This is a genomic window from Magnetococcus sp. PR-3, from assembly GCF_036689865.1.
Taxonomy (GTDB): Bacteria; Pseudomonadota; Magnetococcia; order Magnetococcales; family Magnetococcaceae; genus Magnetococcus.
On the sequence record NZ_JBAHUQ010000004.1, the window covers coordinates 205,429 to 221,111 of the forward strand.

Here is a 15,683-nt window from a genome sequence, read left to right on the forward strand (position 1 = left end):
GGTTTGTTGTCTCTTCCTCTTTATATTCGTCTATTCCGCGCTCTTTCTCTGGGTGTTTGGCTTCATGCAGCCTGTTGTGCTGTGTGCGGGTCTGCGGATGTTGGCTTGCTGGTTCGTCGCTGCCTTAATCCTGATTTCAATCTTTTTAGCTTTACGACATCTATTTTTTACTTTGGCCGGTTGTTGTGCTTCCGTTTTAAGGGGCGTGTGCCGTGGGTGGGCTTGTTTTCTGGAGGATTTAGGGTTTCTCTCTTGGTGGTGCGTTGCGGTGCGGTTGAGGGGCCTTGTGGTGGTGTTTCTGTTAGGGGTTTGGTTAGGTGGTGGGTAGGCGTGTTTGTGGGGGGGTGGGTCTGGTGGGGGTTGGCGATAAAAAAAGGGGAGGGCTGTTACGCCTTCCCCTTTTTTTATGGTGACAAAAGTAGGATCAAAGAATTTGATCTACCTCGTGGTTACGTACCAGGGTCATGGGTTCCATGCTCTCAGAGCTGCGTTTCCGCGCACTCTTGGCCTTGGTTATGATCTGCTTATGGGTAGAGCCTTCTTCCTGCTCAGACTTGGGAAAGCCGAGTAAGCCAAAGGGACCAATCCAGGGATACTCACTAACACGTCCGTTATGCATGGCTCCGCCTGCCATAGCATCCGGTGAGGGTTCTTCACGCTCCATAACAGGGGCTTTAGGCTCCATGTTAAAAGGGTTGGAGGTGGAGGTTCCGTTGAGGATCTGGTCAATGGGGCCTTTGCTGGCCATGGCGCTTCTCCTCTCAACTTCATCATTAGCCGTTGCCTTCGCCGTGTGGGGTGGCTTGGGTGTCGGCCCAATCCTGACGTCGCGATCAAGATTGTCATGCCGGATTGAAACCGGCCAGTGTTGTCTGAGGTCAAACATATTAAGAGCACCTTCAGACATCTTGTTAACCACCTTAGAACGGCCAGAGGTGGGATTGCAACTGCTTAATTTGTGCAAAGCTGTTCATAAAATCGGTGTGAAGGTGGGGGTAAAAGGTTGCGCACTATCTTTGTGGATCTCAATTGAGTAGGGTGCAACACCATGTTTTAGAAGAATCCTGCCCATTCAATATCAATATTAGCGTCCCTTAATAAAATAGTTGACAAAGCTAGTAGGGTATTTAGAATGGGTACCGCAACTGTGCTGGATTAGGTGTTGCTACGATTGTAAAGTTGACTGTTTTTATCAACTACTGCATAAACCGGGTGGTCCATGTTCAAAACCATACGTGATGATATAGCCGTTATTTTTGATCGAGACCCGGCTGCCCGTAATGTGCTGGAGATTATTCTATGCTATCCGGGCGTGCATGCCATGATCGCTTATCGTTTCTCCCACAAGCTGTGGCAGTGGAACTTTAAGCTGGCTGCGCGCTTTGTCTCCCACGTGGGACGGGTCCTGACAGGGATTGAAATTCATCCCGGGGCTAGAATTGGAAAAGGCTTTTTTATCGATCATGGCATGGGTGTTGTCATTGGTGAAACATGTGAGATCCATGATAACTGCACCCTCTACCATGGTGTCACATTGGGTGGAACAACCTGGAATAAGGGCAAACGCCATCCAACCTTGAAAGAGGGGGTGGTGGTTGGCGCCGGGGCCAAAGTATTGGGGCCTATTACGTTGCATGAAGGTGCCCGTGTTGGTTCCAATGCTGTGGTGGTTAAGGATGTGCCGGTCAATACCACGGTGGTGGGTATTCCAGGTCGGGAAGTGCGGGCAAAAAAAGAGGCTTCGGCCGATCAAACACACGCTTTTCCCTCCTACGGTGTGGATGGGCAAATGCCAGATCCTGTTGCTAAAGCCGTAACCTGTGTTCTGGAGCAGATGCATCAAATGGAGCGCCGTCTTCATGTCTTAGAAGATGAAAAGAAGGCGATGGAAGCTCAGGATGTTGATCAGCAGCCAGCAAAAAAGCGGGCTTGAGGGGGGGGGTATGCGTTTAACTACGCGGGGACGATATGCGGTGACGGCCATGTTAGATTTGGCCCAACACACCGAAGAGGGGCCAGTAGCGCTGGCAGAAATTTCAAACCGGCAGGAGATCTCTCTTTCCTACCTGGAGCAGCTGTTTGCCAAGTTGCGGCGTGGTGGGTTGGTTGGAAGTATCCGAGGTCCTGGTGGGGGGTATCGTTTGGAGATGACCCCGGAAAAGATATCTGTGGCCGCCATTATTCGGGCGGTGGATGAACCGATACAGGCGACCTCATGCAAAGATAAAGGCAAGGAAGGGTGTCGGCGAGATACCCGCTGTATTACCCACGACCTTTGGGCGCGACTGGGTGAGCATATCTACCACTATTTGGAGTCAGTCTCTCTGGCCCAGCTGGTTCAGGATGGATCAGCCTTGGCCTTGTTGGCTCAAGATGAAGTGGAATCCTCCGAAATGGTGATGCGGGGTTCACGTTGAGCGTTTATTTGGATTACAACGCCACAACACCAACCCGCCCTGAAGTGCTGGAAGCAATGCTCCCGTACTTTACTGAAAAGGCTGGTAACCCTTCCTCCGTACATGGGCCCGGACGGGCTGCGCGAGAAGGTTTGGACCGTGCCCGCAGGCAGGTTGCTCAACTACTGAACGTACATTTTAGTCAGGTACATTTTACCAGTGGTGGTACAGAGGCCAGTAATCTAGCGCTGCTGGGTATGGCGGCTAAGTTTGATTTTTCCGGCCATGTGATCACCACAGCCATGGAACATCCGGCTGTTGGTCGGGTGGTGGATGTACTTGAAGCACGTGGTATGCAGGTGACAAGACTGCAACCGGATGAACAGGGCTCTATCCATACCGCCCAATTGCAAGCCGCGTTAAGGCGCGACACTCGGTTGGTCTCAGTTATGGCGGCCAATAATGAGACAGGGGTCATGCTGCCGGTGGTTGATATGGCCGCGCTTTGTAAGGCCCAAGGTGTGTTGTTTCATACCGATGCTGTGCAGTGGGTTGGTAAATATGCCCTGGATATGGCCACGACCCCTATGGATTTGGTAAGCCTGTCCGCACATAAGTTCGGTGGACCCAAAGGAGTCGGTGCCTTAGTGATGGATGCGGCGCTCGCCCCTCAGCCACAACTGCTTGGTGGTGGACAGGAGCGGGGACGCCGCTCAGGGACAGAGAACCTGACAGGTATTGTTGGCTTAGGGCATGCGGCGGAACTGGCGATGCGTGAGATGGTACCCCAGGCTGAGCGCTTGCAATCTCTGCGGGACAATATGGAGCACATGCTCATAGAGCAGCTACCCGAGATGGTGGTTTATGGTGCTCAGGCTGAACGTTTGGCCAACACCAGCTTGATGGGGTTTCCTGGTATTGATGGGGAGACCTTGGTGATGCAGCTGGATCTGGCTGGTTTTGCTGTGAGCAGTGGTAGTGCTTGTAGTTCTGGCCGTACCGAACCTTCCCATGTGCTCAAGGCTATGGGGGTGGATGAAGATGCAGCCAAAGGTGCCATACGGGTTACGTTAGGTGCCGGTAGTCAGCAAGATGAGATCAACCGCTTTACCCAGATGCTGGTTCGCAGCGTCAGTCAACTCAAGAGTATGGCGGGTATGTTGGTTTAATCAGCCGGGGAGTCTCCCGGTGGGAGCAGGGGATGGACCCCTGTGTGGGGCGTATCAACGCCATCAACGCAAAATCATAACCAACCGTATGTGCATAAAAGCTGCGGTTTTGGATTGTAAGGATGTACCGATGAGCAAGCCCATCTATATGGATTATCAAGCCACAACCCCCATGGATCCTCGTGTGTTTGAGGCTATGACCCCGTGGTTTGTCGAAAAATTTGGTAACCCGGCCTCTCGCTCCCACCCCTATGGTTGGGAAGCCGATGACGCGGTAGAAAATGCCCGCAAACAGGTTGCCACCAGTATTGGCGCCGACCCCCGTGAGATTATTTTCACCTCTGGGGCGACGGAGTCTGACAATTTGGCCATCGCTGGTGTGGCGAAGTTTTATAAAGATAAGGGTAACCACATCATCACGCCGGTGACGGAGCACAAAGCTGTACTGGATACCTGTCGGTACCTGGAGCAAGAAGGCTTTGAGATCACCTACCTGCCGGTTAAAGAGGATGGTTTGGTCGATATGGCGGAGCTGGAAGCGGCCATGACCGATAAGACCATTATTGTCTCTATTATGGCGGTCAATAATGAGATTGGTGTCATCCAGCCTCTGGCTCAAATTGGTGCCATGTGTCGGGCTAAAAAGATCTTCTTTCACTGCGATGCTGCCCAGGGTGTAGGCAAAATGCCCCTGGATGTGAATGAGATGAACATTGACCTGCTCTCGATCTCTGGCCACAAAATTTATGGGCCTAAGGGCATTGGGGCACTGTATGTTCGTCGCCGTCCACGTGTTCGGGTCAATGCCATCATCCATGGTGGTGGGCATGAGCGGGGTATGCGCTCCGGGACGCTCTCGACCCCTCTGATTGTGGGTTTGGGTGAGGCGTGTCGTCTGGCCACCGAAGAGATGGCGGTAGAAGAGGCTCGGGTTTTGAAGCTGCGTGAAAAACTGCGTACCACCCTGGAAGCCAAAATGACCCATGTAAAAACCAATGGATCATTGGATCATCGGGTCGCAGGTAACCTGAACATCTCTTTTGAGTATGTTGAGGGGGAGTCTATGATGATGGCCATTAAAGATGTGGCGGTCTCGTCGGGTTCTGCCTGTACCTCAGCCTCTTTAGAGCCTAGCTATGTTCTGCGTGCTCTTGGCTTGAATGATGAAATGGCCCACACCTCTATCCGTTTTGGTCTTGGCCGCTTTACCACGGAGCAAGAGGTCGATGCTGTTATCGACATTGTGAGTGGTGCGGTGGATAAACTGCGTGAGATGTCTCCCTTGTGGGAGATGGTACAGGATGGTGTGGACCTTTCCACCATCAAGTGGGCCGATCACTGATCCGCAGATCGGTTAGGTCTGGGTACATAGGCCCTGGGATAGGGCGAACCTAGGCACGTTTGCGGGATCACACTTAATAGAACAGCCTTGTATAGGCTTTGAACATACTGGAGAGAACATCATGGCATATAACGAGAAGGTGCTGGACCATTACGAAAAACCCCGCAATGTGGGCAGCATGGATAAAAATGCGGAAGATGTGGGGACCGGTATGGTGGGTGCACCCTCCTGCGGCGACGTCATGAAGCTGCAGATTAAGGTGGATGATGAAGGGGTGATTGAGGATGCCAAGTTTAAAACCTTTGGCTGCGGCTCTGCGATCGCTTCCTCCTCTCTGGTCACAGAGTGGATCAAGGGTAAAACCATTGATGAGGCTCTAACCATCAAGAACAAAGATGTGGCAGAAGAGTTGGCTCTTCCTCCCGTTAAGGTACACTGCTCTGTTTTGGCAGAAGATGCCATTAAAGCAGCGGTTAAGGATTATCGTGACAAGCAGGACAATAAGGAGGGCTGATCATGAGTGAGCAACCCCAAGGCGTATCCATTACTGAAAAAGCCGCGGCCCAAGTTCAAAAAATGTTGGATGGCCGTGGTACTCCTGAGGCCGCCGTTCGAATTGGTGTCGGTACATCTGGCTGTTCCGGTTTTAGCTATAAGCTGGAGTATGCGGATGATGTGGAAGAGGGGGATAGTGTTTACGAAGCCCACGGTGTACGGGTGGTGGTAGACAGCAAATCCTTGCTCTATATGGGTGGGACCCAAATGGACTATGTGACCGAGAACTTTAAGTCCGGTTTTACCTTTACCAACCCCAAAGAGACCAGTCGTTGTGGGTGTGGTGAGTCCTTTAAGGTCTGATTTCGGTTTGTATGGGATCAAGGGGGTGTGAGGTCTCTCTTCACACCCCTTTTCCGTGGTTTTTGGTAAAAGGTTAGCTTATGTCTGCGCATGCCTGTTGGTCTTGCAAAGGGCCTGTTGATGGAACTGCTTTTTGTCCAACGTGTGCGGCCATTCAGCCGCCAAAGCCGAATGAGAATCTATTTGAGTTTCTGGGGCTTCCGCAAGGTTATGAGGTCGATTTGCAGGCGTTGGAAGCTGCATGTCTGCGGCTTCAGCAGCAATTTCACCCCGATAAGTTTGCGGTACAGGCGGATACAGCTCGGCGCTTTGCCATGGAGTATGCGACCCGTTTAAATGAAGCTCAGCAGATCTTAAAAAGCCCTCTGCAGCGGGCCATCTATCTGTTGGATGTACTGGGTGGTGAAGCAACCACCGAGAGTGGGGGCAGCCAAGACCCCATGTTTCTTATGGAGGTGATGGAGCTTCGTGAGCAGTTGGAAGATTTAGATGATGAAGCGGATGACGTCTGGGATCGGCTAGAAGCGTTAAAGGATGAGGTCGGCCGTTTGGCGGGTGATGAAATCTCAGATCTAACCAGCGCCTTTGCCAAACAGGATGGTGATGCTGACTGGATGGTTGTCATTGCCCGCCACATTGACCGGTTGCGCTACCACACCAAGTTTTTGGAAGAGGTCGATCGCTTTGAAGAGCGGCTTTTTTAACAGGCGATCATTCAAACCGGTGTTTTCTTCAAAGGTTGGTTAAACCCACGGCTGATAGAAAAATCTCCCCACCGTTCAAAAGGGGAGGCGCCTGGGGCAGGGGCCACTTTAAAAATAGGTAGAGCAGGGCAGGTGCTGGAGAATATCCAGTCTCTTTTTACTCTTTAGACAATGCAGTTATGTAAGGATCATCATGGTAGTTCTACTGGATATTGCAGAGCCGGGACAATCGGCCAAGCCTCATGAAGCTCGGCCTGAAGATATGCGTCGGGTGGTGGGCATTGATCTAGGCACGACCTACTCTCTGGTAGCTGCCATTGATCAAGATAATAAACCTGGTTGCATCCCTATGCCCGATGGCAAATTTTCCATCCCATCTGTGGTGCATTATCGTGAAGATCAGGCCCCTTTGGTGGGGCAGCAGGCCCGCGAAAAAGCCATTACCTCCCCGCACGCCACCATTATCTCCGCCAAGCGTTTTATGGGGCGTGGGTTGGAAGATGTGCAAGGGGAAGGTAAGCGTACTCCTTATCGCTTAGAATCTGGCGAAGGGGGGATGGTGCGGATTGATACCGGCCTGGGCAAGGTCTCCCCGGTTGAGGTCTCGGCAGAGGTCTTAAGGCATCTTAAAGGGCAGGCAGAAACCGCGTTGGGGGGCGATCTCTACGGTGCGGTTATTACCGTTCCAGCCTATTTTGATGATGCCCAGCGCCAAGCCACCAAAGATGCCGGTAAGCTGGCCGGCCTGGAAGTGATGCGGTTGGTTAATGAACCAACCGCAGCCGCGCTGGCTTATGGGCTAGAAGCGGGTAAAGAGGGGATGTATGCGGTCTATGACTTAGGCGGTGGGACCTTTGATGTCTCTATTCTTAAGCTGACCAAAGGGGTCTTTCAGGTCATGGCCACAGGGGGAGATTCAGCCCTGGGTGGCGATGATTTTGACCATGCCTTGGGTGAGCTGTTCTTGCAAGAGATGGGCATTGATGATCCGACATCGGAACAGCAGCAGCAGGTTATGCACTCTGCCCGTCTGGCTAAGGAATCATTAACCAATGCCTCACATGTTGAGGTTGTTATTGGGGACTATACCCGTACCTTAAGTAAAGATGAGTTTGAAGCCAGCATTGAAGCGCTGGTTAAACGCACCGGTCTGCCGTGTCGCCGAGCCCTTAAAGATGCTGGTATCAAGCCAGGTGAGTTGGAAGGGGTGGTGCTGGTGGGTGGCTCGACCCGTGTACCCAAAGTGCGTGCTTATGTTGAAAGCCTGTTTAAGCGGCAGCCATTGAGTGATTTGGATCCTGATAAGGTTGTGGCATTGGGTGCAGCGTTACAGGCAGACCTGCTGGCGGGTAACCGCCGTGGTGATGATCTGCTCTTGTTGGATGTCACCCCCTTATCCTTAGGGGTTGAGACGATGGGTGGGTTGATGGAAAAAATTATTCCCAGAAACAGCCCCACACCTACGGCAAGAGCCCAAGAATTTACCACCTTTAAGGACAACCAGACCGCCATGGTTATTCAGGTTCTTCAAGGTGAGCGTGAGATGGCGGAGCAAAACCGTTCTCTGGCCAAGTTTGAACTGCGGGGTATTCCTCCCATGGTGGCAGGTGCAGCCCGTATTCGCGTAACCTACCAGGTCGATGCTGATGGGCTACTGACGGTATCTGCTGAAGAGGAGACTACGGGAACCAAGCAGACCGTCGAGGTTAAACCGGCCTATGGTTTGTCCGATAATGAGATTGAAGGCATGCTGCGTGATGCGTTAAGCCATGGCGAGGCTGATATGGAAGCCCGCCGTCTGGGTGAGGCGCGGGTGGAGGTGGATCGTGTCTTTAATGCACTGGATGCCGCTCTGGAAAAAGATGGTGATCTGTTGAACGAAGCCGAGCTGGCGCAGATCAAAGAGGCTGTGCAAACCCTGGCAGGCATTGCTGAGGGAGCGGATGCCACAGCGATCAATAAAGGTATTGAGGCGTTGGATAAGGCCACCACCTTTTTTGCGCAACGTCGTATGGACCGTGGGGTGCGTGCGGTCATGGCTGGGCAAAGCCTGGAGACCTTTGAGTCAAGCTGAGTGGGTGAGGTATAAAACCCCTTGGAAAATGAATACTGCCGCCCAGTTGGGCGTTAAGATATGTAAGGAGAGGGCGATGCCCAAGGTTACTTTTTTACCCATCAACGAGACGCTGGATGTTGCGTCGGGGCAATCCTTGATGGATGTCGCACATGATAATCATATTCCCTTGGAGTGTGCCTGTGAGGGGTCCTTGGCCTGCTCCACATGTCATGTGATTGTGGATGAAGCGTGGTTTGATAAAATTGAAGAAGCAACGGATGATGAAGATGACATGCTGGATAAGGCTTTTGGTCTAACCCCTTATAGCCGGTTGGGGTGTCAAATTATCATGAGTGAAGATCTCGATGGGTTGGTTGTTACCATTCCAGAATATAACCGCAACATCAACGTGGACAAAAAAAAGTAGGAGGCGGAGATGAAGTGGACAGACGTCAATGATATTGCCATTGAGCTGGCCGATGGTAAGCCAGACATTGATCCGCTGACAGTGCGCTTTACGGATCTGCAGGAGTGGGTTATGGCGCTTCCAGGTTTTGATGATGAAAAAGATCACTGTAATGAAAAGATTCTGGAGACGATTCAGATGATGTGGATCGACGAGCGGGATTAAAACTTCAGGATAAGCGTGCTGACAGGGTAGAAAGAGTCCTCTTTTTCTGCCCTGTTTTCTTTTTATATACAGTCCTTTACATGGATTATGGCAGGTGTTAGGCAGAAAAAAGTACATTGTGTGAATTTTTTGCTTGGAAAGCGCTCTCGGTTTTGTTAAATTTCAGGGCCTCGGAAGCATGGTTGTTCAGCTTCTGAGCAAATGAGGGGTGTTAGCTCAGTTGGTAGAGCAAGTGACTTTTAATCACTGGGTCGCAGGTTCGACTCCTGCACACCTCACCATTTAAAGCCCGAGTCCATTGGACTCGGGCTTTTTTGTTGGGTTTTTCATGTAAAGAAATCATGATTTTACCGCTTATTGAGGCGATTCTGAAATCATACTGCTCGGAAAGTTTTCAGGGCTATTTTTCTCTCTTTCCCCTCAAATTCTCTAAAAGCTCTGTACTTCGCAGGGCCTCAAAAGCTGTGTACCATGTGTGTTTTCAATGGGATGTAAAAGTACAATGGCTGTGTACTTTTAATAAGGCCATGAAGGTAAACAGCTTTTGACTTTATGGATTCCCATAAGGTCTATCTCATTAAGGTGATACTGATAGCCTATTCAATGAACCAGACGGCAAACGGTGATCTCGGGTTTGGAATTACGTTTTTTTGATGGCATAGATGATTCAGCTACCGGCTTTAGGTTTTTTGTCTTCCGGTTGCGAATTCTATCTGAAGACTGGGATCTGTTTCCCATTCACTCACAATGGCGTTATAACGATTAACCACATCTGTGACGGCTATTTTCTGGTGATCAGATTTGAATCTGCCTAATTCGTAAAGATTAAGCGCGATGAACTGCTCCATCTCGAAGATATCGATTCGATCATGAAGAGATGCGTTCTCAGCAAGTCCTTCTGCCACCTGGACCCCTTTTTGAAGCGTTACCAGGATGGGGCGGAGTCCTTCATCCAGATTATCCTTACATCGGGCTATGACGGCTTCTCCGGGAGATGTGGTCACATGGATTGCAACATCCTCAATGAGAAAGTCGCCAGCTCGGCCCGATTGCTCGTCTGATGTCGAAAACCCGTTGTGGTCAAAACAGCCGATACCCAAGAAACAATCAAGCTTGGCTCCCACTAAGTGTTGCATGACGGCACCTGCGTAGTAGGTGCCATTAGCATCTTTCTGGCGTGCAATGGCTTGGCTAATGACGTCTCTCACCACGGATCTAAGGCTGCGTGATGAGTCGAGTTTTATTTTGAAAGGTTTACCGGCAAAAAACTCTCGTACTCGCTCGACCCAAAAGGCCTCAATAGTATCCAGATCAACTGGCGCGGCTTCTTGATGAAGCTGGTTAAGAAATGCAGTATAGTCGCGCATTTTATTCAAACTGCCGCGACTGGTCCGTCCCCCTTCTTTAGCAAGAACACGATCAATTCCATGACGCTTGAGGACAGCTTGAACTGCTCCTTTCCCCAAACCTAGCACTTGGCCGCCTCCATCTGTGATTAAACTGTTTGGATCAAGAGGAAGCCCCATTTTTTTGGCATGTTGTGTGATGACCAAGGCAACACTTAACGGACCTTTGTTTTGAAATTTCTTTGTCTTATAGAAAGTGGTGAGCGCTTTGTTTAATGACATTAGGCCGCTTCCAGTGAGGCGGACTTGACGTGATCAAGAATGGGCTCAAGCAGATTCTTAGCCAGATGACGTACCACGGGAACGGCTACGCCGTCTCCGGTAAGATGATAAGCATCATTATATCGTTCGGGAAGTATATAGGAGTCCGGCAATCCCATCAAACGGGCTGTTTCTCGGGGAGATAATAATCGGGAGCGGAAATTATTCCCATCTACGATGAGAACCGTCTGGCGACTGGAGCCACCCGTGGGGGTTCTGAGGCAACCTGCTATCTCATCAGAGCGCACTTCGGCGCGCTGTTGACGTTCGCCTTGTTCATTGCGCCGGGTCCGCTTGTAAACTGTGCGTACCATGGGTTGGCCTGCCGCTGCCATTTGAGCAACTTTATCGCGATGGGTGGGAGCCATAAGTTCCAATAGTCGTTTGGTCTCTTGCGGTGTATGCCACGAGACCCCTTTGGGCTCCAATTCAAGAATACTAGATAGAGTATGTGTAACCTTCGACGGTTTTGGTAGGCTCCACCAGACCCAAGACGACTTAAGAGATGTAGGTAGCGCCTCCACACTTTTTATCAAAGAGGAGGTATGCCAGATTGGGTCGGGTTCCTGTCGAGTGAAGAGCTGTAAAGTATCTGACTCATTGCGAATTGCTATGATAAATAGGCGAGGCCGCGACTGGGGGAGAAATTTAGAGGCGTCCATAACAAGAGCACCATATCGATAACCTACACGTGTTAATGCTTCGCCAATAGCCTGGAAGTCTTTACCGCCATGCGAGGTAATGGCTCCACAGACGTTTTCCAGGACAATTAGCGTTGGTGGGCGTTGTTCCTGGGCAAGATCATTTATCAGGGACCAGAAAGGCCAAAAAGTACCGGATCGCTCCGCGTTCAAGCCGCCTCCATTACCCGCCAAGGAGAGATCCTGGCAGGGGAATGACGCCCAAGCTAAGTCAGCCTGATCGGGGAGCCTGTCTGATCTAAGTTGTTTGATGTCGCCAACGTACAAATGTTCTACACCCCAATTCTGGGCGTAGGAGGCGGCTTTTTTTGCATCAATATCGTTGGCGAACAGGCACTCCCATTTTGGACCAAGCCCGGCAAGGGCCATGCCACCACCAGCGAAAAATTCATAGAACTTGTGCATTTTACCCAAGCTTTCTAATCAGTACCTTATCTGACGAAATTCTACAGGATGTTGGCTATATAGGCCAATGAAATTCAATCAGGTTAAAGTATGGGGGTAGAAGCCATGGATATGAGAAATGTCTAGATATGGTACCTCTCAAACTCCAAAGAATTTTTGATTTCAATGGGATGCGTTTTGCTCAATCACCCATGCTTATGCTGAAACACGCATTCTTTCACTTGCGAGTGGACCACGCATCGTAATCGTAAATGAAGTTTCGTCAGTAGAGAATTTTTGATTTTGGTGTGGAACGCTTCACCAATCAAAGCCCGAGTCCAATGGACTCGGGCTTTTTTTGTTGTGTTTTTCCTGTAAATAAATCATGACTTTGACGTTTTTTTAGATGTTCCTGTTATTGCTCTGTTCGGAAAGTTTTCAGGGCTTTTTTTCTCTCTTTCCCCTCAAATTCTCTAAAAGCTCTGTACTTACCAGAGCCTCAAAAGCTGTGTACCATGCGCATTTTCAATGAGATGGAAAAATACAATGCTGTGTACTTCCTAATCAACGTGATTTGTGCTCTGTCATTTCCTGATGTCATTGATGAATTGTCTCTCCTATCTCGCAGAAAGTATGGATTAAGCTTGCCATTTTGTCTCTATATGAAGAGAATTAGGCTGGGTTAGTTCGCTCAAAAAAGGAAGTTGGGACGTGCAAAGAGAGCAATCAGAACTATCTGCATTGACGCGCTTATTTTCATCAGCCGTTTTCCGTGAATTAGCGGAAAAGGGTCGATCTCCTATGTTTGTGCGTTTGCTGGACCAGCTGGATTTTTTGGATTATAGTAATCAAGAAATAAGTGTTGGCGATCTTTTTGAGTTAGCCTTTTCTGAGCTAAAGAAGTTTGGTTGTCGTGATGAGTATATTTACAGGTCCGCAGTAACAAAAAAAGTTTTGCTTGGGAAGCATAGCTTGAATACAGCTTCCATGTTGACTGAGTTTCGCGTGGGTTCCAGCAGGGCAGATCTTGTCATCTTAAATGGAACTGCAACTGTTTATGAAATCAAATCTGAGAGGGATTCTCTGTCTCGATTGAATAAGCAAATAGAAGACTATCAGAAGGTTTTTGCATCGGTAAATGTGATTACAGCTGAAAGTCATGTGGATGACGTGGTCGAGCGTATTCCTGACGGAGTAGGTGTCCTTAGCCTTTCACGACGTTATCAGATTTCAGTATATAGAGATGCAATTGAGCAAACTGAGAAAATATGTCCAGCTACAGTTCTGCTTTCTCTTCGGGCAGTTGAGGCTATCAATATTTTAAGGGGCTTGGGTGTTGACGTTCCTGATGTCCCTAATACCCAGCGCTACGAAAAGTTGAGAGAGTTATTTGTAGACTTAGACCGCAATGAGTTGCATAGACAAATGGTCACCGTTCTGAAAAAGAACAGAGCCTTAACATCACTTTGCGAACTCATTAAAGACCTGCCTGAATCATTGCATGCAGCTGCATTGTCAAAACGTATGAGTCGAAAGAATCATAGCAGATTGATTAAGTCAGTTGACACACCCTTGAAAACAGCGCTGACCTGGAGTTGACCCTGAATGTATTACCCTTACTTTCGCGGTAAACAGTACGAGTTGATAACAATTAGAGAAAAAGCGAAACTCCTCGCTGGCTGTGGTTTTACCCCAATAATTGAACCTGTTAAAGAGTCATTCAAAGGGCTCGAAAAAGCGCTTGATGCAATTTGTGAAGCACAAGGCAAGGCTATTGTAATCGTGAACCCAGGCTGTGGTGATCATCAAGGTAGTGGAAATAGTATTATCACTCTGCTAGAGCCTTATGCAGAGAAGGGTTCAATCTCAGCGGGGATTTTGCTTTCAGCTACAACAGTTTTATCTAAGGCTATTGACCTGTTAGATAGATGCAAAAAACTTAAGCCAATATTTATACATGCTGGCTTTCCAGCTCCTCGTGAGTTGGCAGAGTATATCAGTGATGATATGGCAGAGTCAGAACACATTTTTTTTGATAATCACGCTAAAATGCTATACCGCAAGCATTTTAGCAAAGGTACTCGAGTACTTTTGCATGATGGCTTTGAGAGGCAGCGAAATGCTGACTACCCTCCGAGTGAAACGTTCTCAGATTTGCATGTCACATACACTGAAATGGGAATGGACGGCTTCGGGGATTTTTTGATTGTTGGTGATCATTTTGCTGAAGGTGGAGGCCCGGCTTACGCTATTGCAATACACTTAACTTTCATTGATCCAAATAGGGACAATGAAATGTTTGTTTATCATTTTGTTTCAACAACAAAAGACACTCCAACAGACCCAGCAGGAAAATTCGTGCAAGCACTGAACAAGCTGATTGAAAAGCTTGACTCAGGAGATTCTCATTTATACGAAACCGAAACCATTAAAGAATTTAGAAAGCTACATAGTAGAGAACACTTCCCAGGTCTTGGGTATGTGAAAAAACTATCCATGAAGCATCATATCGAAACATTGGCTCAATATCTTCATGGAGCCTGAAATGCTTCAACGTTATTGCTGTCCTAAGTGTATTGGTGATCATGGTCTTCAATCAGAGATAATACCATCCCGTAGCAATAGAAAAGGCAAGTGTGATTTTTGTGGCTCAGATAATGTTGATCTGATTGAGCCAAGCGAACTTTGCCCAGAATTTGAAATTTTTCTGGGTGCTTATGAAAAAGATCAAAATGGGATATTACTTGCTGAGTGGATGAAGAGTGACTGGGGATTGTTTACACATCCAAAAATGGATATGGCTAATGCTCAAATGTTGCTTGCAGAAATTCTTGATGATGATGATATCGTTCGGAAGAGGTTTTCTCCATCTTCAAAATATGACAGTCAAACATTGGTCCAATGGGAAACGTTACGTGATGAATTGATGCATGGAAATCGTTGGTTTCTCGACGATAAGAGTAAAATTGATACTGATCGATTAGCGCAGCTTATTGTGCATGTTGTTCAGGAAGTTTCACCAGGAAGCTGGCATAGAGCTAGAGTTTTAGCAGAACACGAACAGTGTTTTTCTTTGGACAAAATGGGCCCTCCTCCTCAACGGAAGGCTACGAATGGGAGGGCTAACCCAGCAGGAATACCTTACCTTTACCTTGGATCAACTACTGAAACAGCTACTTCAGAGATACGTCCTCATACCGGAGATAATATCTGTATAGCTAGTTTTGAAATTCCAAAAATCAAGGTGGTTGATCTACAAAAGCCTCGAAAATTGGTTTCTCCATTTTATCTTTCAGAGTCCAGTGCTATTGATCAGTTGCGATCGGACTTACCTTTTTTAGAGAGGCTCGGTGATGAGCTTACACGTCCTGTTTTACCGCAAGGTGCAGCTATTGATTATCTGCCTAGTCAATACCTTTGTGAATTTATAAAAAAGGAGGGTTATGATGGGGTGCTTTATCGCAGTTCTGTAAGTGATGGAGTAAACCTAGCCCTATTTGACCCAGAGAAAGCCATTGGGAAAGCTGTGAAGCGTTACCAAATTAAAAAAGTATCAGTTGAGTCAGAAGAGTTGCTAGATTCTGAATAAAAGAAAGTTTGGGAAGTAAATCTTCTACTGCTCAGTTCTTCGCTTGCCCGTTGTTTTCTTTTTTGAATTGCGCAGGCGTGAATACTCCACATCAAAAATTAAATTAGGTTTGGTAAGACAGAGAAGAGTTTGTTTTGTGTTGCACTTGCCTCACCATTTATAGTTAGTCAAAACCAAATTTAGACG

Annotated in this window: 16 protein-coding genes and 1 tRNA gene; 14 read left to right on the forward strand and 3 right to left on the reverse strand. The window is 48.4% G+C overall.

Annotation, left to right across the window (positions count from 1 at the left end; all coding sequences use genetic code 11):
- Nucleotides 1-424: 424 nt before the first annotated feature.
- Complete coding sequence (locus V5T57_RS04900; protein WP_332890046.1) at nt 425-748, reverse strand: hypothetical protein; 324 nt, start codon at nt 746-748, stop codon at nt 425-427.
- Between the two features lie 471 nt (nt 749-1,219).
- Between V5T57_RS04900 and cysE the strand changes: the two genes are divergently transcribed.
- The 11 genes from cysE (at nt 1,220) to V5T57_RS04955 (ending at nt 9,437) form a co-directional block, all read left to right on the forward strand.
- Nucleotides 1,220-1,933, forward strand: coding sequence for a serine O-acetyltransferase (gene cysE / locus V5T57_RS04905; RefSeq protein WP_332890047.1), 714 nt, complete (start codon nt 1,220-1,222; stop codon nt 1,931-1,933).
- Between the two features lie 10 nt (nt 1,934-1,943).
- Nucleotides 1,944-2,417 carry a Fe-S cluster assembly transcriptional regulator IscR gene (gene iscR / locus V5T57_RS04910; protein WP_332890048.1) on the forward strand — a complete coding sequence of 158 codons (474 nt, stop codon included), beginning with the start codon at nt 1,944-1,946 and terminating at the stop codon, nt 2,415-2,417.
- Complete coding sequence (locus V5T57_RS04915; protein WP_332890049.1) at nt 2,414-3,565, forward strand: cysteine desulfurase family protein; 1,152 nt, start codon at nt 2,414-2,416, stop codon at nt 3,563-3,565. Before iscR ends, V5T57_RS04915 begins: the two co-directional genes overlap by 4 nt.
- A gap of 130 nt (nt 3,566-3,695) precedes the next feature.
- A complete protein-coding gene (locus tag V5T57_RS04920; RefSeq protein WP_332890050.1) occupies nt 3,696-4,907 on the forward strand; it encodes an IscS subfamily cysteine desulfurase in 1,212 nt (403 codons plus the stop codon).
- Between the two features lie 121 nt (nt 4,908-5,028).
- Complete coding sequence (gene iscU, locus V5T57_RS04925) at nt 5,029-5,421, forward strand: Fe-S cluster assembly scaffold IscU (protein ID WP_332890051.1); 393 nt, start codon at nt 5,029-5,031, stop codon at nt 5,419-5,421.
- A gap of 2 nt (nt 5,422-5,423) precedes the next feature.
- Entirely contained in the window at nt 5,424-5,765 is a 342-nt protein-coding gene (locus tag V5T57_RS04930) for a HesB/IscA family protein (RefSeq protein WP_332890052.1), read from the forward strand.
- 80 nt (nt 5,766-5,845) lie between these two features.
- On the forward strand, nt 5,846-6,469 hold the full coding sequence (gene hscB / locus V5T57_RS04935) for a Fe-S protein assembly co-chaperone HscB (RefSeq protein WP_332890053.1): 624 nt from the start codon (nt 5,846-5,848) through the stop codon (nt 6,467-6,469).
- Nucleotides 6,470-6,662: 193 nt separating this feature from the next.
- Complete coding sequence (gene hscA, locus V5T57_RS04940; RefSeq protein ID WP_332890054.1) at nt 6,663-8,543, forward strand: Fe-S protein assembly chaperone HscA; 1,881 nt, start codon at nt 6,663-6,665, stop codon at nt 8,541-8,543.
- A gap of 76 nt (nt 8,544-8,619) precedes the next feature.
- Nucleotides 8,620-8,952 carry a 2Fe-2S iron-sulfur cluster-binding protein gene (locus V5T57_RS04945; protein WP_332890055.1) on the forward strand — a complete coding sequence of 111 codons (333 nt, stop codon included), beginning with the start codon at nt 8,620-8,622 and terminating at the stop codon, nt 8,950-8,952.
- 9 nt (nt 8,953-8,961) lie between these two features.
- Complete coding sequence (iscX, locus tag V5T57_RS04950) at nt 8,962-9,156, forward strand: Fe-S cluster assembly protein IscX (RefSeq protein ID WP_332890056.1); 195 nt, start codon at nt 8,962-8,964, stop codon at nt 9,154-9,156.
- Nucleotides 9,157-9,361: 205 nt separating this feature from the next.
- Nucleotides 9,362-9,437, forward strand: a tRNA-Lys gene (locus tag V5T57_RS04955).
- A gap of 399 nt (nt 9,438-9,836) precedes the next feature.
- On the opposite strand, the gene V5T57_RS04960 is transcribed toward V5T57_RS04955, so the two are convergent.
- Both V5T57_RS04960 and V5T57_RS04965 read right to left on the reverse strand, forming a co-directional pair.
- Entirely contained in the window at nt 9,837-10,784 is a 948-nt protein-coding gene (locus tag V5T57_RS04960) for a DUF4928 family protein (RefSeq protein WP_332890057.1), read from the reverse strand.
- Nucleotides 10,784-11,929, reverse strand: coding sequence for a DNA cytosine methyltransferase (locus tag V5T57_RS04965; RefSeq protein ID WP_332890058.1), 1,146 nt, complete (start codon nt 11,927-11,929; stop codon nt 10,784-10,786). Before V5T57_RS04965 ends, V5T57_RS04960 begins: the two co-directional genes overlap by 1 nt.
- 690 nt (nt 11,930-12,619) lie before the next feature.
- On the opposite strand from V5T57_RS04965, the gene V5T57_RS04970 reads away from it, so the two are divergent.
- The 3 genes from V5T57_RS04970 to V5T57_RS04980 are packed head-to-tail and all read left to right on the forward strand — an operon-like array spanning nt 12,620 to nt 15,497.
- Nucleotides 12,620-13,507: a sce7726 family protein gene (locus V5T57_RS04970; protein ID WP_332890059.1), complete on the forward strand. Its 888-nt coding sequence runs from the start codon at nt 12,620-12,622 to the stop codon at nt 13,505-13,507.
- A gap of 6 nt (nt 13,508-13,513) precedes the next feature.
- A complete protein-coding gene (locus V5T57_RS04975; protein ID WP_332890060.1) occupies nt 13,514-14,452 on the forward strand; it encodes a sce7725 family protein in 939 nt (312 codons plus the stop codon).
- Nucleotide 14,453: 1 nt separating this feature from the next.
- A complete protein-coding gene (locus V5T57_RS04980; protein WP_332890061.1) occupies nt 14,454-15,497 on the forward strand; it encodes an RES family NAD+ phosphorylase in 1,044 nt (347 codons plus the stop codon).
- The last annotated feature ends 186 nt before the right edge of the window (nt 15,498-15,683 follow it).